Source organism: Exiguobacterium sp. s152, assembly GCF_018618335.1.
GTDB lineage: Bacteria > Bacillota > Bacilli > Exiguobacteriales > Exiguobacteriaceae > Exiguobacterium > Exiguobacterium chiriqhucha.
On sequence record NZ_JACSLX010000002.1, the window covers coordinates 168,940 to 194,196 of the forward strand.

The 25,257-nt window shown below is 51.6% G+C and carries 24 protein-coding genes; 7 read left to right on the forward strand and 17 right to left on the reverse strand.

Going from position 1 to position 25,257, the window contains the following annotated elements:
• Positions 1-54: 54 nt before the first annotated feature.
• A complete protein-coding gene (cyoE, locus tag KNP72_RS04895) occupies positions 55-981 on the reverse strand; it encodes a heme o synthase (protein ID WP_214832362.1) in 927 nt (308 codons plus the stop codon).
• Between the two features lie 331 nt (positions 982-1,312).
• On the opposite strand from cyoE, the gene KNP72_RS04900 reads away from it, so the two are divergent.
• Positions 1,313-2,215 (forward strand): COX15/CtaA family protein, encoded by a 903-nt coding sequence (locus tag KNP72_RS04900; protein WP_058763310.1) that lies wholly within the window; start codon positions 1,313-1,315, stop codon positions 2,213-2,215.
• 50 nt (positions 2,216-2,265) lie between these two features.
• Here the strand turns inward: KNP72_RS04900 and KNP72_RS04905 are convergent, their stop codons facing one another.
• The 4 genes from KNP72_RS04905 to KNP72_RS04920 form a co-directional block, all read right to left on the reverse strand.
• A complete protein-coding gene (locus KNP72_RS04905) occupies positions 2,266-3,621 on the reverse strand; it encodes a cryptochrome/photolyase family protein (RefSeq protein WP_214832364.1) in 1,356 nt (451 codons plus the stop codon).
• A gap of 52 nt (positions 3,622-3,673) precedes the next feature.
• The gene (locus tag KNP72_RS04910) at positions 3,674-7,111 is read right to left on the reverse strand and encodes a pyruvate carboxylase (RefSeq protein ID WP_214832366.1); all 3,438 of its coding nucleotides are present in this window, start codon (positions 7,109-7,111) and stop codon (positions 3,674-3,676) included.
• Between the two features lie 31 nt (positions 7,112-7,142).
• Positions 7,143-8,378 (reverse strand): FtsW/RodA/SpoVE family cell cycle protein, encoded by a 1,236-nt coding sequence (locus KNP72_RS04915; RefSeq protein ID WP_214832368.1) that lies wholly within the window; start codon positions 8,376-8,378, stop codon positions 7,143-7,145.
• 86 nt (positions 8,379-8,464) lie between these two features.
• Entirely contained in the window at positions 8,465-8,743 is a 279-nt protein-coding gene (locus KNP72_RS04920) for an Fpa/YlaN family protein (RefSeq protein ID WP_021067011.1), read from the reverse strand.
• Positions 8,744-8,915: 172 nt separating this feature from the next.
• On the opposite strand from KNP72_RS04920, the gene KNP72_RS04925 reads away from it, so the two are divergent.
• A complete protein-coding gene (locus KNP72_RS04925; protein ID WP_021067010.1) occupies positions 8,916-9,383 on the forward strand; it encodes a hypothetical protein in 468 nt (155 codons plus the stop codon).
• 92 nt (positions 9,384-9,475) lie between these two features.
• Positions 9,476-10,687, forward strand: a complete 1,212-nt coding sequence (locus KNP72_RS04930; RefSeq protein WP_353048443.1) for a multidrug efflux MFS transporter — start codon at positions 9,476-9,478, stop codon at positions 10,685-10,687.
• A 28-nt stretch (positions 10,688-10,715) separates the two neighbouring features.
• Here KNP72_RS04930 and KNP72_RS04935 read toward each other — a convergent pair whose 3' ends face one another.
• Positions 10,716-12,032 (reverse strand): PhoH family protein, encoded by a 1,317-nt coding sequence (locus tag KNP72_RS04935; protein WP_021067008.1) that lies wholly within the window; start codon positions 12,030-12,032, stop codon positions 10,716-10,718.
• 32 nt (positions 12,033-12,064) lie between these two features.
• On the reverse strand, positions 12,065-12,514 hold the full coding sequence (locus KNP72_RS04940) for a PNPOx family protein (RefSeq protein ID WP_214719499.1): 450 nt from the start codon (positions 12,512-12,514) through the stop codon (positions 12,065-12,067).
• Positions 12,515-12,626: 112 nt separating this feature from the next.
• On the opposite strand from KNP72_RS04940, the gene KNP72_RS04945 reads away from it, so the two are divergent.
• Positions 12,627-12,827: a YlaI family protein gene (locus KNP72_RS04945; protein ID WP_128122984.1), complete on the forward strand. Its 201-nt coding sequence runs from the start codon at positions 12,627-12,629 to the stop codon at positions 12,825-12,827.
• 41 nt (positions 12,828-12,868) lie between these two features.
• On the opposite strand, the gene KNP72_RS04950 is transcribed toward KNP72_RS04945, so the two are convergent.
• Both KNP72_RS04950 and typA read right to left on the reverse strand, forming a co-directional pair.
• Positions 12,869-13,195: a YlaH-like family protein gene (locus KNP72_RS04950; RefSeq protein WP_021067005.1), complete on the reverse strand. Its 327-nt coding sequence runs from the start codon at positions 13,193-13,195 to the stop codon at positions 12,869-12,871.
• A 104-nt stretch (positions 13,196-13,299) separates the two neighbouring features.
• The gene (typA, locus tag KNP72_RS04955) at positions 13,300-15,144 is read right to left on the reverse strand and encodes a translational GTPase TypA (protein ID WP_214752305.1); all 1,845 of its coding nucleotides are present in this window, start codon (positions 15,142-15,144) and stop codon (positions 13,300-13,302) included.
• Positions 15,145-15,307: 163 nt separating this feature from the next.
• On the opposite strand from typA, the gene KNP72_RS04960 reads away from it, so the two are divergent.
• Complete coding sequence (locus KNP72_RS04960) at positions 15,308-15,484, forward strand: hypothetical protein (protein WP_021067003.1); 177 nt, start codon at positions 15,308-15,310, stop codon at positions 15,482-15,484.
• 61 nt (positions 15,485-15,545) lie between these two features.
• Here the strand turns inward: KNP72_RS04960 and KNP72_RS04965 are convergent, their stop codons facing one another.
• The 3 genes from KNP72_RS04965 to KNP72_RS04975 all read right to left on the reverse strand — a co-directional run bounded on the left by KNP72_RS04965 (position 15,546) and on the right by KNP72_RS04975 (position 17,580).
• Positions 15,546-16,799 carry an inositol monophosphatase family protein gene (locus tag KNP72_RS04965; RefSeq protein WP_214719500.1) on the reverse strand — a complete coding sequence of 418 codons (1,254 nt, stop codon included), beginning with the start codon at positions 16,797-16,799 and terminating at the stop codon, positions 15,546-15,548.
• A gap of 79 nt (positions 16,800-16,878) precedes the next feature.
• Entirely contained in the window at positions 16,879-17,067 is a 189-nt protein-coding gene (locus KNP72_RS04970; RefSeq protein ID WP_015881266.1) for a hypothetical protein, read from the reverse strand.
• Between the two features lie 246 nt (positions 17,068-17,313).
• Positions 17,314-17,580 (reverse strand): UPF0223 family protein, encoded by a 267-nt coding sequence (locus KNP72_RS04975; protein WP_021067001.1) that lies wholly within the window; start codon positions 17,578-17,580, stop codon positions 17,314-17,316.
• Between the two features lie 171 nt (positions 17,581-17,751).
• On the opposite strand from KNP72_RS04975, the gene KNP72_RS04980 reads away from it, so the two are divergent.
• On the forward strand, positions 17,752-19,233 hold the full coding sequence (locus KNP72_RS04980) for an aminotransferase class I/II-fold pyridoxal phosphate-dependent enzyme (protein ID WP_029595757.1): 1,482 nt from the start codon (positions 17,752-17,754) through the stop codon (positions 19,231-19,233).
• 108 nt (positions 19,234-19,341) lie between these two features.
• Here the strand turns inward: KNP72_RS04980 and KNP72_RS04985 are convergent, their stop codons facing one another.
• Positions 19,342-19,665: a DUF3055 domain-containing protein gene (locus KNP72_RS04985; protein ID WP_214832370.1), complete on the reverse strand. Its 324-nt coding sequence runs from the start codon at positions 19,663-19,665 to the stop codon at positions 19,342-19,344.
• Between the two features lie 74 nt (positions 19,666-19,739).
• Between KNP72_RS04985 and aac(6') the strand changes: the two genes are divergently transcribed.
• Complete coding sequence (aac(6'), locus tag KNP72_RS04990) at positions 19,740-20,183, forward strand: aminoglycoside 6'-N-acetyltransferase (protein WP_214719502.1); 444 nt, start codon at positions 19,740-19,742, stop codon at positions 20,181-20,183.
• Positions 20,184-20,200: 17 nt separating this feature from the next.
• On the opposite strand, the gene lpdA is transcribed toward aac(6'), so the two are convergent.
• From lpdA to pdhA, 4 genes are all read right to left on the reverse strand, one after another.
• Positions 20,201-21,613 carry a dihydrolipoyl dehydrogenase gene (lpdA, locus tag KNP72_RS04995; protein WP_214719503.1) on the reverse strand — a complete coding sequence of 471 codons (1,413 nt, stop codon included), beginning with the start codon at positions 21,611-21,613 and terminating at the stop codon, positions 20,201-20,203.
• Positions 21,614-21,617: 4 nt separating this feature from the next.
• Positions 21,618-22,910, reverse strand: a complete 1,293-nt coding sequence (locus KNP72_RS05000) for a dihydrolipoamide acetyltransferase family protein (RefSeq protein ID WP_021066996.1) — start codon at positions 22,908-22,910, stop codon at positions 21,618-21,620.
• Between the two features lie 76 nt (positions 22,911-22,986).
• On the reverse strand, positions 22,987-23,964 hold the full coding sequence (locus KNP72_RS05005; protein ID WP_021066995.1) for an alpha-ketoacid dehydrogenase subunit beta: 978 nt from the start codon (positions 23,962-23,964) through the stop codon (positions 22,987-22,989).
• 3 nt (positions 23,965-23,967) lie between these two features.
• Positions 23,968-25,053 (reverse strand): pyruvate dehydrogenase (acetyl-transferring) E1 component subunit alpha, encoded by a 1,086-nt coding sequence (gene pdhA / locus KNP72_RS05010; RefSeq protein ID WP_021066994.1) that lies wholly within the window; start codon positions 25,051-25,053, stop codon positions 23,968-23,970.
• Positions 25,054-25,257: the final 204 nt, after the last annotated feature.

Below are 25,257 nucleotides of genomic sequence, written 5' to 3' on the forward strand. Positions count from 1 at the left end.
AATCCCCACTTTCTCCCAAAATGATGTGTAATGGTTTCTATATAGTGAGTGTGATTACGCTAGTGCTGCCGTCAAAATCAGCGCGACAATCCACACGACTAAATAAATTAATGAATAAAAGAACATTTTGTTTGCCCACTTGATTTCATCCTCGGCTTTAAAACCTTTCAACCCGAGATATAACCAGTAGCCCCCAAGACCGGCTGCAATGATTACGTAGACTAACCCGTAATGCATGAACAAGAGCGATGCTGGAATCAGCGTCGCAATCCACCAGATGATTTGACGCTTTGTAATCGCAAAGCCGTTGACGACCGGTAGCATCGGAATGCCGGCCGCTCGATACTCCTCGACACGCCGCATGGCGAGCGCGAGGAAGTGTGGCGGTTGCCACAAGAACATGACGAGGAACATGAGCCACGCGTCGATATGAAGCGAGGGATCGATGGCTGCCCAACCGATGAGCGGCGGTACCGCTCCGGAGATGCTGCCGACGACCGTGTTCAACGTGTGCGTCCGTTTAAGCCACATCGTATAAATGACGACATAAAAAAATGCCCCGATTAAACCGAAGACTGCTGCCACATACGAGACGATCAATAAGAGCAATGTCCCGATCGCAAGCTGCGTTAATCCAAGGAGCAAAATCCGTTCTCCTGAAATTTTACCGGTGACACTCGGCCGATTGTCTGTACGTCCCATCAAGTAATCGATATCACGGTCCACGAAGTTGTTTAGGTAACAACTCCCGGAGATGACGAGTGCGCTTCCTAACATCGTTAATAAGAGCTGCGGCCAAACCTCAAATAAATAAAAGACTGGCGTATCACTCTGATATGTTGCTGCTACAAAGAAACCGGCGAATACCAACAACAAGTTGGCGCGAACGATTCCCATTTTTGCCAGAGCAACATAGTCGCGGAACGAGGCGGATTCTGTATATTCTACTTCTGCCATTGTTCCTGGGTTGACTTTTGTCATACTGACCCCCCTACTAATCACGAAATCCACGTATTCTTTTCACAGAAAAAACACAATATGAACAAAGTTCACCTAACTCATAACAAAGATACCATATTTTCAAAAAGAATACGTCGTTTATGCTTGTAAAATAGCTAGTTTTTTGTGACAAACGTGTGATAATTGTCACAGTAAAAACGCCATGTTAATACTAGAATAACGATTTTGATAGCGATTGCAAGCTTTTCCGTTTCGTTTTTACGACGTAAAGCCGTATAATAAGTATGGCGAAAAAAATATAAACTTACAAGGCACAATTCTAGTGATTTTTCTCAAAAGCAGGTGGAAACGAATGCATAAAAAACTCGCACTATTTTCAGCGCTCGTCACGCTCGGGATGATGCTCGTCCTGATCATGGGTGGAACCGTGACAAAGACGGACTCCGGCGACGGGTGCGGAACGGATTGGCCGCTCTGCCACGGGAAACTGATCCCGACCAATCCGAGCGTCGAAACGATGATCGAGTACAGTCATCGTGTCGTCTCTGGCATCGAGGGACTGCTCATCATCGCCTTGACGATTTGGACGTTTGCGGTCGTCAAGAACCGGTATGATGTCAAAGTGTTCGCGTTCCTCGCGTTCATTTTCATGCTCATCCAATCGATTATCGGTGCCGGGGCCGTCATTTGGCAACAATCGGACGCGATTCTCGCGCTCCACTTCGGCATCTCGCTCGTCTCGTTCGCATCGCTGCTCATCTTGACGATTCTCTTATTCGAAGGGGAACGCGTGCATCGGGCCGTCTCCGAACGGTTGAAGGTTCATCTTTACGGCTTGACGATTTATACGATGGTCGTCGTCTATACGGGCGCTTACGTCCGTCACCTCGGCGCGACATACGCCTGTGTCGGCTGGCCGATTTGTGACCAGAACGTGTGGACGTTCGAGTCGTACGTCCAAATGGGGCACCGCATCATGGCCGGATTGCTCGTCTTCTATACATTATACGTCCTCTACTTGGCACGTCGGGAGACGAACCGCCTCGTCGAGACCGGCATGTGGGCCTCGCTGTTCTTCATCCTGCTTCAAGTCGGCACGGGTGCGTGGATCGTCCTTGGGGGACACGCCACGTACGTCCCGCTTCTCCACGCCTTCTTGATTACCTGCTATTTCGGGATTATCTCGTACTTGGCATATCATGCGTATCGGAGTCAGAAACAGACGACCGAGGCCGCACGACAACAATCCATTTAATCACGTACAAAAAAAGGAGCGACGGCATCGCTCCTTTTTTTGATGCCTATTTACTGCGCGTCCTTGAACCGCTCGAGTGCCCGGGCACGCGCTTCCTTATGGTCGACGATTGGGTCGACGTATCCATCCCGCTCGGTCAAGTCAGGGAAATGAATCGCTTTTTTGTCGAGATTCGCGAGTTCGGGCACGTACTTCCGGATGAACGTCCCGTCCCCATCGAACTTCTCGGATTGCGTCGTCGGATTGAAGATACGGAAGTACGGCACTGCATCCGTCCCGACCGAAGCCGCCCATTGCCAACCCCCGATATTCGAGGCTGCTTCATAGTCGATCAGCTTCTGTTCGAAATAGCGTTCCCCTTTCCGCCAGTCTATCATCAGATGCTTCGACAAGAACGAGGCGACAATCATGCGAAGCCGGTTATGCATCCAGCCCGTCTCATTCAATTGCCGCATCGCCGCGTCGACGATCGGGTAGCCCGTCTTTCCGTCACACCACGCCTGGAAGTTCTCGTCATCGTTCTCCCAATCGAGATGCTTATACTTGTCGTTGAACGGACGGTCTTTCAGTCCCGGGAATTGGACCATGATCATATAGTAAAATTCGCGCCATAACAACTCATCGTAATATGTGTCGCGTCCGCTCGATTTCGGCGCCTTCAACACCGCTTCCGTCACGGTCCGGATGGAGAGCACCCCGGTCCGGAGATACGGAGACAGACGGCTCGTGCCGGCGATGGCCGGGATGTCGCGGTCTTCATCGTACGCATCGATCCGATTCGCGACGAAGTCGCTCAAACGACGTTTGGCTGCTGCTTCGCCAAGCGCTTTCCACGAACGCTCACAGCGATCGAACTGACGCTTCAATTCGACCGGGACTTCATGCCCTGTCGTCACGTGACGCTTCAACGCATTCACGTCGACCTCATACGGCGCGGGCGGCGCCTCGGCATAGGCTGCTTTTTTAAATGGCGTGTATACCTTATACGGATCGCCGTCTTTTTTCGTGAACGCATTCGGGGCGAACAAATGGCGGTCGAGCAGGCGGATGACTTTGACCGCTTCCCCGAGCGCCTGGATGACGGCGTCGTCCCGCTGTTTGAACGGTTCGACATACTCGGCGTTGAAGTAGAGCACATCGAGCTCACCGAGCACTTCGACGAACTGTTCTGCCGTATCGGCCACGATGACCCGAAGTCCGAGCCCGCGTTCTTCCAACTCGTCCATGAATTGACGCATCGTCGCGAAAAAGTAATCGTGGCGCGTCTCGAACGGCTCGCAATAGTTAGGGTTGAGCCAAAAAACGAACTCCATCTCATCGTCGGAATCAGCGTCTTTCAAGGCCCGGTGTAACATATGATTATCTGTCAATCGAAAATCCGATCGAAACCAGCATACTCGTCTCATCTCTCCCACTCCTATCTAAAAAAGAAGCATAGCGCGGCTATGCTTCTTTTCATTATACAAACTCAATCAATAAGTCGTCACTTTGGATTGTGTCGCCTTCTTTAATATGGACCGCTTTGACTTCTCCGTCTTGCGCGGCTTGGACCGTCGTCTCCATCTTCATCGCTTCCGTGACGAGGAGCTGTTCCCCGCGGTGGACACGGCTACCCGGTTCGACGAGCACTTTCAACACTGAACCTGGCATCGAAGCGCCGACTTGTTTCGGGTTCGCCCGGTCTACTTTCGGACGGCTCGTCGTCGCCGACTTCACGTTCACGTCTTTAATCTCGATTTCACGAGGGACGCCGTTCATCTCGTACGAGACGAGACGGATGCCGTCCTCGTTCGCCGCACTGATTTGAACGAGTTTGATGATGAGTGTCTTCCCGGTCTCGATTTCAACTTGAATCGTCTCCCCGACGTTCAATCCGTAGAAGAACGTCAACGTGTCAAGAACCGATACATCGCCATACGTCGTCGAATGCGTGACATAGTCTTCAAACACTTTCGGATACAATGCGTTCGAGAGCAATTCGAAGTCCGTCACCGGACGATCAAGTTTCTCGAACAGTTTCAACTGGGCCGCTTCAAAATCATACGGCTCAATCAACTTACCTGGACGTACGTCAAGCGGCTTCTCACCTTTAAGAATTGCTTGCTGGACATCGGTCGGGAACCCTCCTGGAGGCGTCCCGAGTTCGCCGCGCATCATCTCGACGACCGAATCCGGGAAGTCGAGTTGGTGACCGCGGTCAATCACATCTTGTTCGCTCAAGTTATGCTGGACCATGAATAGCGCCATGTCGCCGACGACTTTCGACGACGGTGTCACTTTGACGATATCCCCGAACAACATGTTGACACGGGCATACATCGACTTCACTTCGCTCCAACGGTCACCCAATCCGACCGCTTTCGCTTGTTGTTGCAAGTTCGAGTACTGTCCGCCCGGCATCTCATGCTCATAAACCGATGGGTTCGAAGCACGCATATCGCTTTCGAACGGCTCATAGTTATGACGCACGTCTTGCCAGTAGTCGCTGATGACCTCGTAATGCTTCACATCGATTTTCGGTTGACGCTCGTGATGGTCGAGCGCATAAATCAAGCTGCCGCCTGAAGGTTGTGACGTCATGCCTGACATCGAGCTCGCAGCCACGTCGACGATGTCGACGCCCGCATCCGTCGCCCGGGCATACGTGAAGATTCCGTTGCCGGAAGCGTCATGCGTGTGCAAGTGGATCGGCAAGTCGACGGCATCTTTCAAGGCTGAGACGAGCGCGTATGCCGACTCTGGCTTGAGCAGGCCGGCCATGTCTTTAATCGCAAGAATATGAGCCCCGCTCGCTTCGAGTTTCTTCGCCAAATCGACGTAGTACGGCAAGTGGTACTTCGGACGGTTGCCATCGTACAGGTCGCCCGTATAACAAACGGCCGCTTCCGCGACTTTTCCAGTCGGTAACGTCGCGTCGATCGCAAGTTGAATCGACTCGAGGTTGTTCAAGCTGTCGAAGATCCGGAACACGTCGACACCCGCATAGGCCGCCTCATGGACGAACTGTTCGATGACGTTGTCGGCATAGTTTTTATACCCGACCGCATTCGCGCCGCGAAGCAACATTTGAATCAAGACGTTCGGCATCTTCTCGCGGAGCCGCATGAGGCGAACCCATGGGTCTTCCGAGAGGAAACGATAGGCGACGTCGAACGTGGCCCCGCCCCATGCCTCGACCGAGAATAGCTCTGGCATGAGTTTACTCGTCGGTTCGGCGATATTGACGATGTCTTGTGTCCGCATCCGCGTCGCAAGAAGCGACTGGTGCGCGTCTCGCATCGTCGTATCCGTCAACAACAGTTCAGGTTGACGTTTGATCCAATCGGCAAGGCCGTCCGGACCGAGCTCCGTCAAAATCTGTTTCGTACCTGGTTTGGCTTCAGCCGGAAGGTCTTGCGGAATCCGGACCGAGCGGCTAATCGGCTTATCTTTCAATCCGACACCCGGGAATCCATTCACGGTGACGTCGCCGATATAGTTGAGCAACTTCGTTCCACGGTCTTTCCGTTTCGGGAAGACGAACAGTTCTGGCGTCTCGTCGATGAACGACGTGTTGTAGTCACCGCTGATGAAGTTCTGGTGCTTCATCACGTTAATCAAGAACGGAATGTTCGTCTTGATGCCGCGAATCCGGAACTCGTTCAAGTTACGGACCATTTTCGAAGCCGCTTGTTCGAACGTCATGCCGTGTGTCGACAGCTTCACGAGAAGCGAGTCATAATACGGTGAAATCTCGGCCCCGACGTAAGCGTTCCCGCCGTCGAGTCGGACCCCGAAGCCGCCCGGAGAGCGGTACGCCATAATTTTGCCTGTGTCCGGCATAAAGTTGTTGCCCGGGTCTTCTGACGTGACACGTGACTGGATCGCGTAACCGAGCAATTTGATGTCTTCTTGTTTCGGCATATGGATGACGTCGCCGTGGAGCGACTCGCCTTGCGCGATCATGAGCTGGGTCTGCACGATATCGAAGCCGGTCACCATCTCTGTGATCGTGTGCTCGACTTGGATACGCGGGTTGACCTCGATGAAGTAGAACGACTCGTCTTCCGTGACGAGGAACTCGACCGTCCCGGCGTTGATGTAGCCGACGTGGCGCATGAGCTTAACCGCCGCGTCACAAATCGCTTGGCGCGATTCCTCAGACAACGTCACACACGGTGCGACCTCGACGACTTTTTGGTGTCGGCGTTGGACCGAACAGTCACGTTCGAACAAGTGGATGATGTTGCCGTGGTCGTCCCCGAGGATTTGGACCTCGATGTGTTTCGGACGCTCCACTAATTTTTCTATGTACACTTCGTCTGAACCGAACGCTTGCTTCGCCTCTGACTTGGCACGTTCAATCAAATCTTTCATCTCAGCTTCCGTGCGGATGACACGCATCCCGCGGCCGCCGCCGCCCATCGCCGCTTTGACCATGAGTGGGAACCCATGCTCGTTCGCAAACTCGAGCGCGTCTTCGTATGATGTGAGCGGTCCGTTCGAACCTGGAATGACCGGGAGACCGGCCGCGATTGCGCTTTGACGGGCCCGAACTTTATCCCCGAACGCATGAAGATGCGATTCATTCGGACCGACGAAGATGATACCTTCTTCACGGCAACGACGTGCGAGCTCGATGTTCTCAGATAAGAAACCGTATCCTGGGTGAATCGCGTCAGCCCCCGACTGTTTCGCGATTCGAATCACGTCCTCGATATCGAGATAGGCGTCAATCGGCTTTTTATCGAGACCGATCAAATATGCCTCGTCCGCTTTAAAGCGGTGTAACGAGCCGCTGTCTTCTTGTGAATAGACGGCGACTGTGCGCATTCCTAGTTCAGTGGCTGCCCTAAATACACGAATGGCGATCTCTCCACGGTTGGCTACAAGTAATTTGCTAATTGGTTTCAACATAAATCCCCCCATTTAAGTAGTTCGAACCTTCTTACCTGACAACATGTAACGATGAACCTTGCACGTTTTCGGCTGATTTCTCACGAATCTCAGCCCGTCTTGTTGCTTCCCGGTGCCGGTTTCGCATCGAGATGCTACTGAGCACTCCGAGAATGCCCATCGTCATGATGAGTGACGTCCCGCCGTAACTGACGAGCGGGAGCGTGACCCCCGTCCCCGGGAACCAGCCCGACATCGCCCCGATATTGATCCCGGTTTGGACCATGATTTGGGCAGCGATGCCAAATGAGACGAACATCGCGAAGTGATTATCGCTATGATTGGCGATATTGACGGCGCGGAACGCGATGAAAAAGAGCAGGAAGAGGACGACGACGACACCGACAAAGCCGAGCTCTTCCGCGATGATGGACATGATGTAATCCGTCTCCGGTTCGGGCAGATACCCATATTTCTGATAACTGTTCCCGAGACCGACACCGGTCACTCCTCCGTGCACGATCGAGATGATCGACATGAGCAATTGGTGACCATAGCCTTCAGGGTCCATGAACGGATTGAAGACGACTTCGATTCGACTGCGCTGGTTTTCCGAGAAGATGGTCGTGAACATCAAATAGACGGCCCCGATCCCAGCGAGCACCGACGGGATGATGATTCGGAGCGGCGCCCCGACAGCGAGCCACATGAGGAACATGATGGCGCCGAGAACGAACAACCCCCCCATATCCGGTTGGCCGTTGATGGCAATCGCATACGGGAGAAAGAAGTAGATGACCGGAATCACGAAGAAGGCACCGGCTTGGGCCCGTAATCCTTTTTTCGTGATCGCGGCTCGGCCGAGTCGTCCCGGCAACCCTTTCAGTTCATTGTTCCACAGCTGGTGATAATAGTTCGCGAGCAATAAAATCAACACGAACTTGGCGATCTCGACCGGTTGCATCGTGAATCCGCCAATGATGAGCCACGCCCGCGCCCCGTTGAGCGGTATCATCGCCCACGTGATGAACAAGAGCACGACCGATACGAAATAGAGGCCGTACAAAATATTAGGTTTTCTAAAGTTCTCATAGCGGAACATCGTCGCAATCAAATAGACGACAATCCCGAGTCCGGCGTAGAAGAGTTGCCGATAGAACAAACCGCTGTTCGCGTAATCCCCGCGATTCCATACGCTCGCACTGTAAATCATGATCGAGCTGATTCCGACAAGCATGAGCACTGCAATGAACAACGAGAAATCAAAATACCGAAACCGAGTTTTCATGTTTTCACTTCCTTATGTACAACAATCACTGACCCATTATAAAAAAATACTCAAACAGCGCCGCTTGCACAGTTTGAGTATAAGGTTCATAAATCTGAAGCTTCCGCGAGGGCGGACAGCTTTTGTTCCAATGAATCGAGCAGTCCTTTACCTTCAATGTCTGAAATGAGTCCAAGACGGACCGCAAAATCAATTTGGCGTGATAGACCGAACATATGTGTATCAAGCACCTCTTCATAAAGCGGGCACTTCGGCATTTTTAGGTTTTCTAACTGCACTTCAATCAAACAACGGATTTTTTCTGCGTCTGCCTCTAATAGTTGAAGCGCTTGCTCCCGTTGGACTGCAGCCAAATTTGTCGCCACTACGACCCCTCCTCCGTACAATGACAGACTGTTTGTCATAACTCAACTGTACATTATATTTCATCATAATTCAATGAACAGTCTGGATTCGCGGCGAGTTTCTCGCAGTTTCCCTTTTTCTGAGAAAGAGCTGTATAATGTACAGTGTATTGTGAATAAAGGGGGCGTATCCATGATTTTTCCACTAGACGGAGCGGTTCGTCACGCGCTGACGATCGACCCGACCGTATGGATTTTTGATGACCGCAAGCGAAACGTCGAGGATCTCGACCGCGCGGTAGAAAGTGACAACGACGCATACTATGCCAAGATGGGGAAGGCATGGGATGACGGCTTGACGCAAGGGTCACGCGTCGACCATAACAAACCGATGTCTCGGGCTGATAAGGATGCGGCGCTGCGCGACTCGTTCGCGATGCCGTTCGCGCCATTCCTTCAAAATGCCGAACCGATCGCCACGGCGACGCACGTCAGTTTTTATGGGGAGACGGTGCTCACGTTGCCAATCGACGAGGCCAGAAGCGTTTACTTACAGTTCTCTCGAGACGGAAAAGTACTCGCGGACGGTCCGGTGTACGTCTTGCACAATCAACAAGTATGGCGCGGTGTCCATCACATCGCCGTGCGAACAGAGGCATGATAGAGAAGGCACAGCGCCTTCTCTTTTTTTAGACTTTTTACTTCATAAAGTGTAACATATAGGGTATCGAAAAACTTCAATCTCGAAAGGTCGTGACGCTTACGTACCCTTTATGGAAGAAAAACTTAATCATCGTCTGGATCGGTAGCTTTTTGACGGCGGCCTCGATGAGTCTAGTCCTACCGTTCCTCCCCTTGTTCATCGAAGAACTCGGGGTCACCGATCCCGACCAAGTCGTTACGTGGTCCGCGGTCGCATTCGGCGCCACTTTCCTCGTGGCTGCCATCGTCTCCCCGCTGTGGGGACGGCTCGCCGACCAAAAAGGCCGCAAATTGATGCTCATCCGCGCTAGTCTCGGTATGGCCGTCGTCATGACGCTCATCAGTTTCGTCCAAGACGTGTATCAGCTCGTCGGTTTACGGCTCTTAATGGGTGCCGTATCCGGATTTATCTCGGCGGGGATCACCCTCGTCGCTTCACAAACGCCTAAAGAGAAAAGTGGCTGGGCGCTCGGCACACTGTCGACCGGTGGCATCACCGGCGGACTCCTCGGTCCCTTGATTGGAGGACTCCTTGCAGACTTGATTGGGCTTCGACCCGTTTTTCTCTTGACCGGCAGTGCCTTATTCATCACGTTCCTCATCACACTCGTGTTCGTCAAAGAGGACTTTGTGCCGGTGGCGCGCGAGCGGCTTGATTCGACGCGATCGATGATCGCCTCGCTCCGTAACCCGCAACTCATATTTAGTCTGTTTCTGACGACGTTCTTAATCACGTTCTCGGCCCAATCGATTGGCCCGCTGTTGACGCTGTATGTCCGGGAATTGAACCCGTATACGACGTCGCTCGCCTTTATCGCAGGGATCGTCGCGTCAGCTCCTGGTGTGGCCGCCCTCATTTCCGCACAACGTCTCGGTCGGCTCTCCGACCGCTACGGGGCCGAACGCATCCTGTTCTGGGCGCTCATCGTCTATAGCGCCTTCTTGATTCCACAGGCGTTCGTGACGTCGACGACACAACTCGTCATCATGCGATTCGGTCTCGGCTTCGCCACAGCGGCGCTCATGCCGTCGGTACAGTCGTTACTCCGCCAACATACGCCGAGCCAGGCGACCGGCCGCATCTTCTCTTATAACCAATCGGCCCAGTTCATGGGCAACTTGCTCGGACCGTTGTTCGGTTCGCAAGTCGTCGCCCACTTCGGATTCTCGGCACTGTTTATCGTGACCGGTCTGATTATGCTGATGAACGCCTTCCTGGAAAAATCGAACGTGCAAGTGGCACTCCATCCGAATACGAAATAAACGCCGAGCGGCCGCTCGGCGTTTTTCGTTATAGTAAATCGGCAGCCAACCGGGCGAGCGACGAGCGCTCCCCTTTGATGAGTTGGACGTGTCCGAATACGTTTTGACCTTTGAAGCGTTCGACGGCGTACGTGAGACCGTTCGAATACTCGTCCAAATACGGATGGTCGATTTGATACGGGTCCCCGACGAGGACGATTTTCGAGTTCTCGCCGACCCGGGTCAGAATCGTCTTAATCTCATGTTTCGTCAAGTTTTGGGCCTCGTCGATGATAATGAACTGATCCGGCATGCTGCGACCACGGATATACGTGAGCGCCTCGAGCTGAATAGATTTGATGCCGGCCAAGATGTTCCCGAGTTCGTCTTTCGAGTTGGCGTTGAACAAGAACTCCAAGTTATCATAAATCGGCTGCATCCATGGCCGGAGCTTCTCTTCCATCTCACCGGGCAAATAACCGATGTCGTTCCCCATCGGGACGACCGGCCGGGCCACGACGAGCTTGTTGAAGCGACGTTCGTCTTCGACGAGCGACAGGCCTGCCGCGAGCGCGAGCAACGTCTTCCCGGTACCGGCCTTCCCGAGCAGTGTCACGAACGGAATATCGTCCCGCAACAACAAGTCGAGCGCCATCCGTTGCTGGACGTTACGGGGATGGATGCCCCACACGTGTTCGACGTCTAGCGAGAGCGGACGGAGGATCGGTTGCAACCCATCGACGACCGCGAGTGCGCTCGCTTTCGAGACGTTACTCTTTAAGACGACGAATGAGTTCGGATATAGCTGATTTTTTGAAACGGCTTCTAGCGGAAGCTGTCGGACTTTATAAAATTCATCGATGATGGCTTGATCGACTTCGATTTCACGATAGCCGGCGTATAAATTCGTCGTATCGACGATATGGTCGGTCAAGTAATCCTCGGCTTCAATGCCGATGGCGTCCGCTTTGACACGGACGAGTATATCTTTCGAGACGACCACGACTTTACGGGTCCGGTCGTGCTCGTATTGTTTCATCAGTCCAAGTGCCACGGTCAGGATACGATTGTCGTTCGTCATGACGTCGAACGGAAAATCGACGGTATGCTCGTGACCGATCTCGACGAACAATCGTCCGCCGTTCTCGAGCGGGACCCCGTCGTGCAGTTTACCGGTCGTCCGCAATTGATCGAGCACGCGGGCCGTTTCTCGGGCGTTGCGGCCGACTTCATCCATATTACGTTTTTTACCGTCAAGCTCTTCTAAAACGATGGCGGGAATGACGACATCGTGCTCATCGAATTGGAACAAGGATAGTGGGTCGTGTAAGAGTACGTTCGTATCGAGCACATACGTTTTTTTCATAGACTTTGCCGCCCCTCGAAAATTGTTGGTGATCAAGAATTCAAACTCTCCTTGACTTCACGGTCCAACTTTTCTGCTGCTTCGACATCGTACGTCTTGACGATGTCCGGTTGTCCATATGTCGCCCCATAAAAGGATATATTACGGACCTCCTCGACTTTCCCTTCAAAAAAGCGAAGGTGTAACGCCGGCTTCACGCTCGGCTCGAACTCGTGTACGTGTGACAGGGCGATGCTGTAGGCAAGTCCTCCTTCAAGAAAGATGAGACTCGCTGTCTTTTCCTGCGAGAGCAACGTGATCACATGCGAATTCTTCGTCAACGCCAAGCGAATCGTCCTCTCGTTCGGCGCTTGCACCCAGCTGATCGCATGGGTGATCGGCCACCGTTTCGGCTCATCAAACGTGACTAAAAACGTCAACGGCATCTCGTTCAATACGTCTTGTTGCGCCCTCGAAAGTTCGAACGCAGCTTTACTCGCCATAGACTCCCCTCCTCCCGAACGGGTATACGAAATGGATTCGCCCTTACAATCCTCTTTCCCTGCTTTTCCCTCCTGAAATCATGCTATAATCAACGAAGAGGAAGGTGAGACCATGCGCGTAAAGTGCTCTCTTTGTGACAAAATCGATACGATTGATTCGTGGTCGTTCGAAGCGAAACGACTTCGTAATAAACCTGCTAAAACGTATATGTGCCAGACGTGTCAAGAACGCATCACCGCGCGAACCGCGGAACGTGTCGCGACCGGCCAATTCCACCTATATCCATCGTTCCGGCAAAAACGGAGATGGTAATCAAAAATGGACGTATCGCCCGAGGGCGTTACGTCCATTTTTTAATGTGATTCGATGCCTTGTCGACGGTTCCACCAGAGGCGACCCCGGTAGATTGCCAAGACGACAGCCATGACAAGGAGAACTTCTGGAATCGGCCATGTGAAGAAGACGAGCGCCATCGTGCCTGCACCGAGTGCGAGCAACATATAGACGACGAGTGACTTCCACCACGTCAATTGTTTCGCAAAACCTAATTTAAACACAAGGATTGTCAATAAGATGACCGTGATGATTAACGCGTTGAACCCGACCGAGAAGTCGTTCGCGTCACTGCCGACGCCAAGTAGCGAGGCAATCCACGGCACATCGATTTGTGTGATGTCCATCGTTTGAGAAGCTTTCAAGCTGATAATCCCCCTTTATTTCCTACACAACCATTCTACACTATCCAAAACAAAAGGGAACGCCTAGGCGCTCCCTTTTTTCCGACTTATTCTTTACCAAGTTTACGACGCTTGTCAGCTTTCTCGCGCTCGTTCTTGTTCAAGACTTTTTTACGGAGACGGATCGACTCCGGCGTGATTTCACAGTACTCGTCATCGTTCAAGAACGTGAGGGACTCTTCGAGTGAGAAGACGCGTGGACGTTTCAAGACTTGTGTCGAGTCTTTTGATGAAGCACGCATGTTCGTCAACTGTTTCCCTTTGACGGCGTTGATGGCGAGGTCGACGTCACGGTTACATTCACCGATGATCATGCCCTCGTATACATCTGTACCTGGCTCGATGAAGATCGTTCCACGGTCTTCAAGTGCACCGATCGAGTAAGCCGTAGACTTACCAGGTTCGATACAAACCATGACACCACTGCGGCGTCCGCCGATGTCAGCAGCGATGAACGGACGGTACTCTTCGAACGTGTGGTTCAAGATTCCGTATCCGCGTGTCGCTGACAAGAACTCGTTACGATATCCGATGAGACCACGTGAAGGAACGATGAATTCCATACGTGTTTGACCGTTGTCGTTCGTGTTCATGTTGGCAAGTTCACCTTTACGGAGACCGATTGACTCCATGACTGAACCTGTGTACTCTTCTGGCACGTCGATGATGACGCGTTCGAACGGCTCGATTTTCGATCCATCTTCGTCTTCACGAATGATTACTTGTGGTTTCGAAACTTGAAGCTCGTAGCCTTCACGACGCATGTTCTCGATCAAGATCCCGAGGTGAAGCTCACCGCGTCCTGAAACGACCCATTGGTCAGGTGAATCTGTGTTCTCGACACGGAGTGAAACGTCCGTCTCAAGTTGTTTCATCAAACGCTCTTCGATTTTACGTGCCGTCACGAAATCGCCTTCGCGTCCTGCAAATGGAGAGTTGTTCGTCATGAAACGCATTTGAAGCGTCGGCTCATCGATACGGAGGAGCGGAAGTGGCTCTTCTTTACCGACTGGCGTGACCGTCTCACCAACGTTGATGTCTTCCATCCCGGCGATGGCAATCAAGTCACCAGCTTTGGCTTCTTCGATTTCAACACGCTTGAGGCCGAAGTAACCGAACAATTTAGTGACGCGCAATTGTTTGATTGATCCGTCTGTTTTGCAAAGTGAGACTGACTCGCCAACTTTGATTTTCCCACGGAAGACGCGACCGACACCGATCCGGCCAAGGTAGTTGTCATAGTCGAGCATCGTGACTTGGAACTGAAGCGGCTCATCCGAGTTATCGATTGGTGCCGGTGTGTTCTCAAGAATCGTGTCGAGCACGTACGTGATTGTATCTTCTTGCTTCTCTGGATCAGGATCGAACGAACTTGAACCGCTGACGGCAGACGTATAGACGACAGGGAATTCAAGTTGATCTTCATCTGCTCCAAGGTCGATCAACAAGTCGACAACTTCGTCGACGACGTCGAGTGGGCGTACCATCGGCTTGTCAATTTTGTTAACGACAACGATTGGACGGAGACCTTGGTCGAGTGCTTTCTTCAATACGAAACGCGTTTGCGGCATGCAGCCTTCACGTGCATCGACAACGAGGATAACGCCGTCAACCATGCGCATGATCCGCTCTACTTCACCACCGAAATCGGCGTGACCTGGTGTATCAACGATGTTGATGCGTGTATCTTTATAATCGATTGCCGTGTTTTTCGCGAGAATCGTGATTCCGCGTTCACGTTCGATGTCGTTCGAGTCCATGGCGCGTTCTGCGACCATTTCGTTTGTCCGGAATGTACCAGACTGTTTCAATAATTCATCGACGAGCGTTGTTTTACCGTGGTCAACGTGGGCGATGATGGCTACGTTCCGAAGGTTAGTTCTTACATTCATGTAGTTAGTCCTCTCTTATTTAAAAAAGTTTCATCTTTTATTCAACTTTAAGAGTATAGCACACGTCCCACCACCTTTGTCGAGTGTTATCAACTGTTAACGTTTTCAAACGCATCATTTTTGACTACAATGAAGAAGACCAGCGAAAGAAGGGGGAATCTCCATGCAACTCATGTTCGTTTTAATCGCGACCGCGGTCGTCGCCGGCTTCGTCGGTATCGGCATCGGTGTCGCTGAAGGAAGTGCCGCCATCATCATCGGCAGTCTCGCCTTGAGCGGTATCGCCACATTTTTTGGAATCAACTTGCGCCGCCGGGTCCTCTCGAACCGACGTCCATAACACAAGGCCCGGGCAAAACGCCCGGGCCTTCTCTATGATTTTGTCCTTTTTGCACCCACGCTTATAGGTCGCGCGTCAGACAGATGCGGTCACGCAGGGCGAGCCCGTCCTCTTCGATTGGCGGATACCCGTGGTCCGGGAAGTAGTCGCGCTCGATCGATTCAAAGCGGAAACCGGCTTGTTGATAGAAGCGCAACTGGACGATGCTCGAGTTGCCTGTACAGACGAGCATTTGCTTCGCCCCGCTGCTCTCGGCCCGACGAATCGCGTCTTGTAGCAGACGCTGCCCGATCGTCTGGTTCTGCCGTTCCGGTTTGACGGCAATATTGACGAGCTCGATTAACGTCTCATTGCGTCTGACGAGCATGTACGCTCCGACACGTTCCCCGCCGAGCGTGGCTTCATATGTCGTCCCTGCTTTGTATTGATCGCGGACCATCGCCTCATTCGGGTTGGCCAGGACGAGCAAGTCACGGACGCGGTCGTAAGACCCGTTGATTCCAATTTGCAAGTCTGGCTTCACTTCAGGTGTTGCGCCCTTTGCGATGACGTAATGCTTCACGACGTCTTTGACGAACGTCTCGCTCCCCGCAAGAACGGACGTCTTCCCGTCATAGCGGACTGGCTCCCCATAAATCGAGACGAGCCGTCCCCCGACTTCTTCGACGAGCAGTTTACCGGCAGCATAGTCCCACGGCATATTGCGCATCGTAATATACCCGTCGACTCGTCCCGCTGCGAGCCAGGCGAGTTCGAGTGAGGCGGCCCCATGCGCCCGCGTGCCGACCGAATCGCGCACAATTGGCGCGAGAACTTCTGGTGCGATTTGCTGGTTCGGCGTCACCCATGTCGCGTTCATACTGAGGAAAGCATCCCGGACATGGTGCTCTTTGATGATCGGGAGTTTTCGGCCGTTCAATGTCGTCCCGACTCCACGGCGTGCGACGAACAGCTCGTCCGCCATCACATCATAGACGAAACCGTACTCGATAACCCCATCGACCATGATGGCAATCGAAATGGCGAACATTCGCTTTTGATGGATGAAGTTTAATGTGCCGTCAATCGGGTCGACGAACCAGACCGTGCCCGACAAATCATCCGGTTCCGTCGAGATGCCCTCTTCCCCGATAATATGATGCTCGGGATACGACTCACGAATCCGGTCGACAATCAACTGTTCGACGGCCCGATCGATTTCCGTGACCAAATCACCTTTCCCCGTCTTGCGTTCGATTCGATAGCTCTCGTCAATCTGTAAGCGGATATACTCCCCTGCCTGTTTAATCAAGTCAATCGCGAACCATTCCAACATGTTTATCACCTCTATTATGTATTGTACCAAACAAAAACCAGTATCCGCATGGAATACTGGTTGAATGGGTGGTTGTGGGTCAGGCTTCGAGACGCAATAGTTCTTGGCGATATTTCTCTAACCGATGCTTGCTAGCCTGGACAGTGGCATCATCTTGTGACGCCATTGCATCGAAGAGCGTTGCCAATTCATAATCAATCTCTAAGCGCAGCACCGGAATCCGTTTTTCTGCGTCTTTTCTTTTGAATGCCTCGATCACTTGTTTCATGAGATGCCACACTCCTTTAGTTGGGCTACAAGTTACGGTTTAGTGAGTTGAATTGAGTATATCAGATGAGATTCAAAAAAGAAAGATAATTGTCTGACTATTTTGAATTTTTTATCTTAGTGAGTATATTCCCATTTCAACTGAGCCTAAACCTGATTGAACTGTTAATGATATATACCCTATTTATAAGAGAAATAACAAAAAAAGCATGAGAAAACGGTTACGTCCTCCCATGCTTTCCAGCAGTTACAACTTTATAATCTTTGCATTTGATTTTAGGGCCGCTTGGACCGTACGATAGGTAGAGTATCCGGTCTGCTCATCGTGAACGGCACTCAGCTGTTTCTCTTCTGACTTCGACGTCACGATTTGTTTGAACGACCGATACGCGTCCAAAAACGATTCCCGGTCGACACCGCCTTCATTGGCCAAGGCGACTTGGTTATAGAACTCGACGACTTCAATCAGTTCATCTGTCGTCCAGTCCGGATTGATCGGATAGTTGATTTGCATATTCTTCACCTCGACAACCATTGTATCAACAAAAAAAACTATTGCAAGTTGGGATAGAAATCACTATAGTTTTTTTGTTGCATTGTTTTTGAATCGAAATGTTCAGATTGCCCAAAGCTTGAAACCAAACCGACAACCCATATACACACTGTTATCAAGGAGGACTTACTATTGAAACTTAAAGGTGCTACACAGCTCGAGACACCGCTCTTTGACACGTTGCTCACGCACGTGGATACGAACCCGATCGCGTTCCATATCCCTGGCCATAAAGGCGGAAAAGGGATGGACCCTCAATTCCGTGACTTCATCGGCGAAAACGCCTTGAAAATCGATTTGATCAACATCGCCCCGCTCGATGATCTCCATCATCCGAAAGCGTCGATTGCCGAGGCCGAGCGCCTCGCTGCCGAGGCGTTCCGTGCCGACGAGACGTTCTTCTCGGTCCAAGGGACGTCGAGTGCCATCATGGCGATGATCATGGGCGTCGTCGGTCCGAACGAGAAAATCATCGTTCCCCGGAACGTGCATAAATCCGTCATGTCCGCCCTCATCTTGACCGGGGCCCACCCGGTCTTCATCCATCCGGAATATGATGAGACGTACGGGATTGCCCACGGGATCACAGCAAGCGCCGTCGAACGCGCCCTCGAGATGCACCCGGACACGAAAGCCGTCCTCGTCATCAACCCGACCTACTTCGGCATCGCCGGTGACTTAGAGCGTATCGTCGCCGTCGCCCATGCGCAAGACGTACCGGTCCTCGTTGATGAGGCACACGGTGTCCACTTGCCGTTCCACGACGAGCTCCCGCTCTCGGCGATGCAAGCCGGAGCGGACGTCGCGGCCACGAGCGTACACAAGCTCGGCGGCTCGATGACGGGAAGTTCGATTTTGAACGTCCGTCGCGGTCTCGTCTCCCCGGAACGGATTCACGCAATGTTGTCGATGATTACGACGACGTCGACGTCTTACCTCCTCCTCGCGTCGCTCGACGCGGCCCGTCGTCAATTGGCGACGAAAGGAGAAGCGATGAACGAACGTGCCCTCACGCTCGCACGTACGGCTCGTACGGCCATCGACAATATGCCGCACTTATCGGTATATGGTCACGCCGAACTCCATTCAGAGTCGACGTACGCGCTCGACGAGACGAAAATCCTCGTCTCTGTCCGTGAGCTCGGGATCACCGGCTTTGAAGTCGAGAAGTATTTGCGTGAGACGCATCGCATCGAAGTCGAGATGTCAGATTTGTTGAACGTACTGTTCATCGTGACGAGCGCCGACGACGAATCGACTATTCAAGCGTTGATTGACGGCATGCGTGACGTCGTATCGGTTTACGATCAGTCAGGAAACGATTCACTATCGATCATGCTCCCTGAGATTCCACCGCTTGCACTCAGCCCGCGTGACGCGTTCTACGAGGAGACGGAGACGATTCCGCTCGAGAACGCCGTCGGACGCATCTCGGCCGAGTTCATCATGGTGTATCCACCAGGAATCCCGATCATCATCCCGGGAGAACTCATCACGACTTCGACGCTCGACTATATCATGGCGAACATCGAGGCCGGTCTTCCCGTCCAAGGACTTGAAGATGAATCGCTTCAAATGATTAAAGTCATCCAACAGACAAAAGCCATCCGTTAAGACGAAAGCGAGCCGGTCCATATGGACCGGCTCGCTTTGTGTCATCAAAAGAAAAGGTAGCTTATGATGATCGAATTGCTTCCCCTACGTACCATTATAAGAAAACGCTTACATTTTTTCAAGGGTAGAATTTGGCGATTGTTCTTGTTCTTGCCCACTTTCGTCCAGACAGAGTCGTAAAAACTCGGCGACGTAATCTGTATCACGCAACGCGATCCCGAGCATCGGATACAGTTGTCTCGGTTCTTCGAGCGCATGGATGTCAAGAAGGGCAGACTGCCCGGTCTGCATACAGACGACGAGCACTTTTCCCATGAATTGATGCGTATACACAAAGCCGAAATCATAACGTGACGTCTCGGTCTCGATTCCCGTGAAGCGGACACGGCTCGTCTCAGAGACGGTATATAACAATTCTTCATCGAACGCCATCATCGTTCCCTCCTTTCTCACTTCATTCCTTATTTTCCTTTATACTGAACGTATGAAACCTAAGGAGGGTCCCAATGAACATACGAAAAGCTAATGAGCGCGATGGTATCGACTTGGTTCGGCTCATGCGGCAGCTATGGCCCGATGCGCCCGAAGACGAATTGACGTTGGAGGTCCGCCTCGGCATCCGCTCCGGCAAGATGCACTATTTTATCGCGGAGACGGATGAGGCGGTCGGCTTTTGCCAGCTTAGCTTCCGTCATGACTACGTCCCCGGAACGACCTCTTCCCCGTCCGCCTTTTTAGAAGGAATTTACGTCGTTGCATCCGTGCGACAGCAAGACGTGGCGACACTGCTCGTCGAAGCCGCCTCCGCCTACGCCCGGTCGAAAGGATGCGACGAGCTCGCCTCCGATACGGAAGTCGAGAACGACGGCAGCCAACGGTTCCATGAACGCATCGGCTTCCGAGAAGTCGAACGGACCGTCCATTACGTGAAAAAGCTCTCTCGCGAGTAAGCGAGAGAGCTTTTGACTTATTTAACGACGTGGATTGGCATACCCATTGCGATTTCTGCCGCTTCCATTGCCATCTCACCGAGTGATGGGTGAGCGTGGATTGTAAGCGCGATATCTTCTGCAGTCATGCCTGCTTCGATAGCGAGACCAAGCTCGGCAATCATATCTGAAGCGCCAGTTCCCGCGATCTGAGCACCGATCAAGAGACCGTCCTCTTTACGCGTGATGAGCTTCATGAAGCCGTCTGGCTCGTCAAGAGCGAGGGCACGGCCGTTCGCTGCGAATGGGAATTTCGATACAGTGATCTCAAGTCCTTCTTCTTTTGCGAGTGGCTCTGTGTAACCGACTGTTGCAAGTTCAGGGTCAGTGAAGACAACCGCTGGGATTGCTGAGTAGTCGAGGTACGCTGGCTTACCGGCAGCTGCCTCCGCTGCGACTTTCGCTTCGTAAGAAGCTTTGTGCGCGAGCGGTGGTCCAGGTACGATGTCGCCGATTGCGTAGATATTTTCGTTCGACGTTTTGCACTGGTCGTCGATTTCGATGATGCCGCGGTCGCTGACTTTGACTTCCGCGTTTTCGAGACCGATGTCGCCAGTGTTTGGACGACGGCCGACTGTGACGAGGACGTAGTCCGCTTCAACAGACTGCTCTTCGCCGTTCACTTCAAACTTAACTGTTACGCCGTCTTCTGTTTCCTCGACGCCTTTTGCAAGAGCGTTCGTGTGAATCGTGACGTTGCCTTTTTGTTTGAGTTTCTTTTTGACGATTTGCGTCATTTGCGGCTCGAAGCCAGACAAGATGTCGCTTGCGCCTTCAACGACGACGACTTCTGTATCGAAGTTCGCGTACGCTGTGCCGAGCTCCATACCGATGTAGCCGCCGCCGATGACGACGAGTTTCTTCGGTACTTCAGGAAGAGCCAATGCGCCAGTTGAAGAAAGGACGCGTTTTGACCATTTGAACGATGGAATCTCGATAGGTGTTGAACCAGTCGCGATGATCGCTTTTTTGAACTTGTAAGGAGTCGAGCTATCTTCTGTGATGACACGTACTGTGTCTTCAGATGCGAAGAAAGCTTCACCTTGAACGATTTCAATCTTGTTACCTTTCAAAAGGCCTTTGACGCCGCCAGTCAATTTGTTGACGACCGACTGTTTCCAGTCTTGGACTTTTGTGAAGTCGACTGACACGTTGTCAGACGTTATTCCCATTGAAGAGTGACCTTTAGCGTGCTGGAAGTTGTGACCAGCAGTGATCAATGCTTTCGATGGGATACAACCGACGTTCAAGCAGACGCCACCAAAGTTTCCTTTTTCGACGATCGTGACTTTAAGGCCGAGTTGTGCGCCACGGATGGCTGCGACGTATCCACCAGGACCGGCGCCGATGACAAGCAAATCAGTTTCTTGTGCGAATTCTCCTACTACCATGTTCTTATCCCTCCATCATTAGAAGTGCTGGATCTTGAAGCAAGCGTTTCACCATGTTGAGTGCGTTTTGAGCTGTTGCACCGTCGATGAGGCGGTGGTCAAAGCTGAATGAAAGCGCGAGGACTGGAGCCGCGACGATTTCACCGTCTTTAACGACAGCTTTTTCAGCGATGCGACCGATACCGAGAATTGCAACTTCTGGGTGGTTGATGACAGGTGTGAACCATTGTCCACCAGCTGAACCGATGTTCGTGATTGTGATCGATCCGCCTTTCATGTCGTCCCCAGCAAGTTTGCCTTCACGTGCTTTACCGGCAAGCTCATTGATGTTTGTAGCGAGTGCATAGATTGATTTACGGTCCGCTTCTTTGACGACAGGAACAACGAGACCGTTGTCCGTATCAGCAGCGATACCGATGTTGTAGTAGTTTTTGTAGACGATTTCTTCGTTGACATCGTCGATTGACGCGTTGATCGCTGGGTAAGCTTTCGCTGCAGCAGTCAATGCTTTAACGACGAACGGCAAGTACGTGAGTTTCACGCCTTGGTCAGCAGCCACTTGTTTGAACTCTTTACGGAGTGCGACGAGTTTCGTAACGTCGACTTCGTCCATGAGTGTAACGTGTGGAGCTGTGTGCTTCGAGTTAACCATTGCTTTCGAGATTGCTTTACGGATACCACGGATTTTCTCACGCGTTTCGAGTTCAGGGGTTGCTGACTCGTAAGGTTTGATTTCCGTTTTCGCAGCCGCTGCTGGAGCTACAGATTCTGTTTTCTCTGTTGTAGCTTCTGCTGTTGGTGCTTCTCCGTTTGCGAATGCATCGATGTCTTCTTTCAAGACGCGGCCGTTGTCGCCAGAACCTTGGACTTCACGGATGTCGACGCCTTTTTCACGAGCGTATTTGCGGATTGAAGGCATTGCGATGACGCGCTCCGATTTGTGAAGTTGAACTTCACGCGGGCCGTCTTCTTTCACGTCTTCTTTCACATCTTCAGTCTTCTCTTCAGCTTTAGGCTGTTCAGGAGCTGCTTCTTCTTCACCGGCTGGTGCGTCACCTTCGATATCGAACGTGATGAGGACGTCGCCGACGACCGCAACTGTACCTTCAGAGACTTTGACTTCTTTAACTGTTCCATCAACTGGAGCTGGAATCTCAACGACGGCTTTGTCGTTTTGTACTTCAAGAAGAATGTCATCTTCTTTTACTGTATCCCCTGCTTTTACGAACCACTTGACGATTTCACCTTCGTGAATTCCTTCACCGATGTCTGGTAATTTAAATTCAAATACTGCCACTGGTTTTTCCTCCCATCAATTAATCATGTAAACACAATGAGGGAGACAATTCTCCCTCATCGTTAAATGAACACGATCAGAAGTTGATAACTTCCTTAACTTTTGCAACGACATCTTTATGGTCAGGTAACCATGCGTCTTCACCTTGTGCGAAAGCGAAGACTGTGTCTGGTGCAGTTACACGAAGCACTGGTGCCTCGAGGTGAAGAATTGCGCGTTCTTGAATTTCAGTTACGACGTTAGCCGCAATACCTGCTTGACGTTGTGCTTCTTGAACGACGATCGCACGGCCAGTCTTTTTAACAGACTCGACGATTGTATCGATATCAAGTGGGCTCACTGTCATAAGGTCGATGACTTCGACGTTGATGTTTTCTTTTTCGAGCTCTTCTGCCGCTTTGAGTGACGTGTGGACCATTGCACCGTAAGTGATGATCGAAACGTCAGTTCCTTCGCGTTTCACGTCTGCTTTTCCAAGCTCGATCGTGTATTCGCCTTCTGGAACTTCGCCACGGAATGAACGGTAAAGCTTCATGTGCTCGAGGAACACGACTGGGTCGTTGTCACGGATTGCTGAGATCAAAAGACCTTTTGCATCGTATGGCGTTGACGGGATGACGACTTTAAGACCAGGTGTCTGAGCCATCAAGCCTTCAAGGCTATCCGCGTGAAGTTCTGGTGTTTTAACACCGCCACCGAATGGTGAACGGATTGTGATTGGCTGGCTGTAAGCCCCGCCTGAACGGTAACGCATACGCGCCATTTGAGCTGCGATCGAGTCGAACACTTCGAATACGAATCCGAAGAATTGAACTTCCATGATCGGACGGAAGCCTGTAAGACCGAGACCGATGGCAAGACCACCGATACCAGACTCAGCAAGCGGCGTGTCGAAGACACGGTCTTCGCCGAGCTCGTCTTGGAGACCTTCCGTTGCACGGAAAACCCCACCGTTTTTACCAACGTCTTCTCCGAAAAGAAGTACTTTCTCGTCGCGCTTCATTTCAACGCGCATCGCATCAGTAATCGCTTGGATCATTGTCATTTGAGCCATAACTTACTTCGACTCCTTTGCTGTATATTCTTCAAGCTGCTCTTTCAAGTTTGAAGGAAGTGTTTCGAACATGTTGTTGATGAAGTCCGAAACTTTTTGTTTTGGTTCTTTGTCAGCGAGGCTGATCGCTTCTTTCACGTCTGCTTTCGCTTGTTCGATGACTTCGTTCTCCATGTCTTCGCTCCAAAGCTTCTTGCCTTCGAGGAAGAGGCGGAAACGAACGAGTGGATCTTTCTCTTGGTACTCTGTGTCGAGTTCTTTTGTACGGTAACGCGTTGGGTCATCCCCTGCGAGCGTATGTGGTCCGTAACGGTATGTGAGTGCTTCGATAAGCGTCGGAGTTCCGTCAAGTGCGTCTTTACGCGCTTGTTGTGTTGCGGCGAGGACAGCAAGAACGTCCATTCCGTCAACTTGGATTCCGTTGATTCCCGCTGCGACAGCTTTTTGCGCGATCGTTTTAGCTGCAGTTTGCTTCTCAACAGGTGTCGAGATGGCAAAGCGGTTGTTTTGAACGACGAAGATGGCTGGTGATTTGAATGCACCTGCGAAGTTCAATCCTTCGTAGAAGTCACCTTGTGATGAACCACCGTCACCCGTGTAAGTAATGGCGACGTTTGTGTTGCCGTTGCGTTTGAGGCCCATTGCCACACCCGCAGTTTGAATGATTTGTGCCCCGATGATGATTTGCGGCATCAAGACGTTAACGTCTTCAGGAATACGGTTACCTGCGACGTGACCACGTGAGAACAAGAACGCTTGATAAAGCGGAAGTCCGTGGAATACGAGTTGCGGGATATCACGGTAGCCTGGAAGAATCCAGTCTTGTTTGTCGAGCGCATATTGCGTCCCGATCATCGTTGCTTCTTGACCAGCCACTGGCGCGTAGAAACCTAGGCGTCCTTGACGGTTGAGCGAGATGGCACGTTGGTCCCAGATTCGTGTGTAGACCATGCGGCGCATAAGCTCCTGAAGTTGCTCGTCCGTTACATCTGGCATTGCGTCTTGGTTGACGACCTCGCCCTTCTCGTCGAGAATACGGAACGTTTGGAAGTTTTCTTCCACGTTTTGAAGTACCTGAACGTTGTTCATTCGTTTCACCTCATCCTTTCAACTATGAGACAATTGTCTTTTTTGTGATCAAACACTACCTCAAATCTTAAGTGTATCTGTCCAAAAAAGCAATCTGTATTAACGTGATTCAGGAAAGTTACACTTATCCTGCCGTTTCCTAGTCAGTATAAAACGGGTTGTTATAATAACGCAAAAAATATGCTCACTCTATAAAAACGCTTA

Coding starts and splice junctions, on each gene's coding strand:
- lpdA (WP_214719503.1), bottom strand. CDS start 21,613: ATGGTAGTAGGAGAATTCGCACAAGAAACTGATTTGCTTGTCATCGGC.
- KNP72_RS04975 (WP_021067001.1), bottom strand. CDS start 17,580: ATGCAAATCAACTATCCGATCAATCCGGACTGGACGACAGATGAACTG.
- KNP72_RS04950 (WP_021067005.1), bottom strand. CDS start 13,195: ATGGACATCACACAAATCGATGTGCCGTGGATTGCCTCGCTACTTGGC.
- KNP72_RS04970 (WP_015881266.1), bottom strand. CDS start 17,067: ATGAAACAAGTGATCGAGGCATTCAAAAGAAAAGACGCAGAAAAACGG.
- cyoE (WP_214832362.1), bottom strand. CDS start 981: ATGACAAAAGTCAACCCAGGAACAATGGCAGAAGTAGAATATACAGAA.
- KNP72_RS04910 (WP_214832366.1), bottom strand. CDS start 7,111: ATGTTGAAACCAATTAGCAAATTACTTGTAGCCAACCGTGGAGAGATC.
- KNP72_RS04915 (WP_214832368.1), bottom strand. CDS start 8,378: ATGAAAACTCGGTTTCGGTATTTTGATTTCTCGTTGTTCATTGCAGTG.
- KNP72_RS04965 (WP_214719500.1), bottom strand. CDS start 16,799: ATGTTGGAATGGTTCGCGATTGACTTGATTAAACAGGCAGGGGAGTAT.
- KNP72_RS05005 (WP_021066995.1), bottom strand. CDS start 23,964: ATGGCTCAAATGACAATGATCCAAGCGATTACTGATGCGATGCGCGTT.
- KNP72_RS04900 (WP_058763310.1), top strand. CDS start 1,313: ATGCATAAAAAACTCGCACTATTTTCAGCGCTCGTCACGCTCGGGATG.
- KNP72_RS04985 (WP_214832370.1), bottom strand. CDS start 19,665: ATGGCGTTCGATGAAGAATTGTTATATACCGTCTCTGAGACGAGCCGT.
- typA (WP_214752305.1), bottom strand. CDS start 15,144: ATGAATGTAAGAACTAACCTTCGGAACGTAGCCATCATCGCCCACGTT.
- KNP72_RS04945 (WP_128122984.1), top strand. CDS start 12,627: ATGCGCGTAAAGTGCTCTCTTTGTGACAAAATCGATACGATTGATTCG.
- KNP72_RS04905 (WP_214832364.1), bottom strand. CDS start 3,621: ATGAGACGAGTATGCTGGTTTCGATCGGATTTTCGATTGACAGATAAT.
- pdhA (WP_021066994.1), bottom strand. CDS start 25,053: ATGAACAACGTTCAGGTACTTCAAAACGTGGAAGAAAACTTCCAAACG.
- KNP72_RS04925 (WP_021067010.1), top strand. CDS start 8,916: ATGATTTTTCCACTAGACGGAGCGGTTCGTCACGCGCTGACGATCGAC.
- KNP72_RS04940 (WP_214719499.1), bottom strand. CDS start 12,514: ATGGCGAGTAAAGCTGCGTTCGAACTTTCGAGGGCGCAACAAGACGTA.
- KNP72_RS04960 (WP_021067003.1), top strand. CDS start 15,308: ATGCAACTCATGTTCGTTTTAATCGCGACCGCGGTCGTCGCCGGCTTC.
- KNP72_RS04935 (WP_021067008.1), bottom strand. CDS start 12,032: ATGAAAAAAACGTATGTGCTCGATACGAACGTACTCTTACACGACCCA.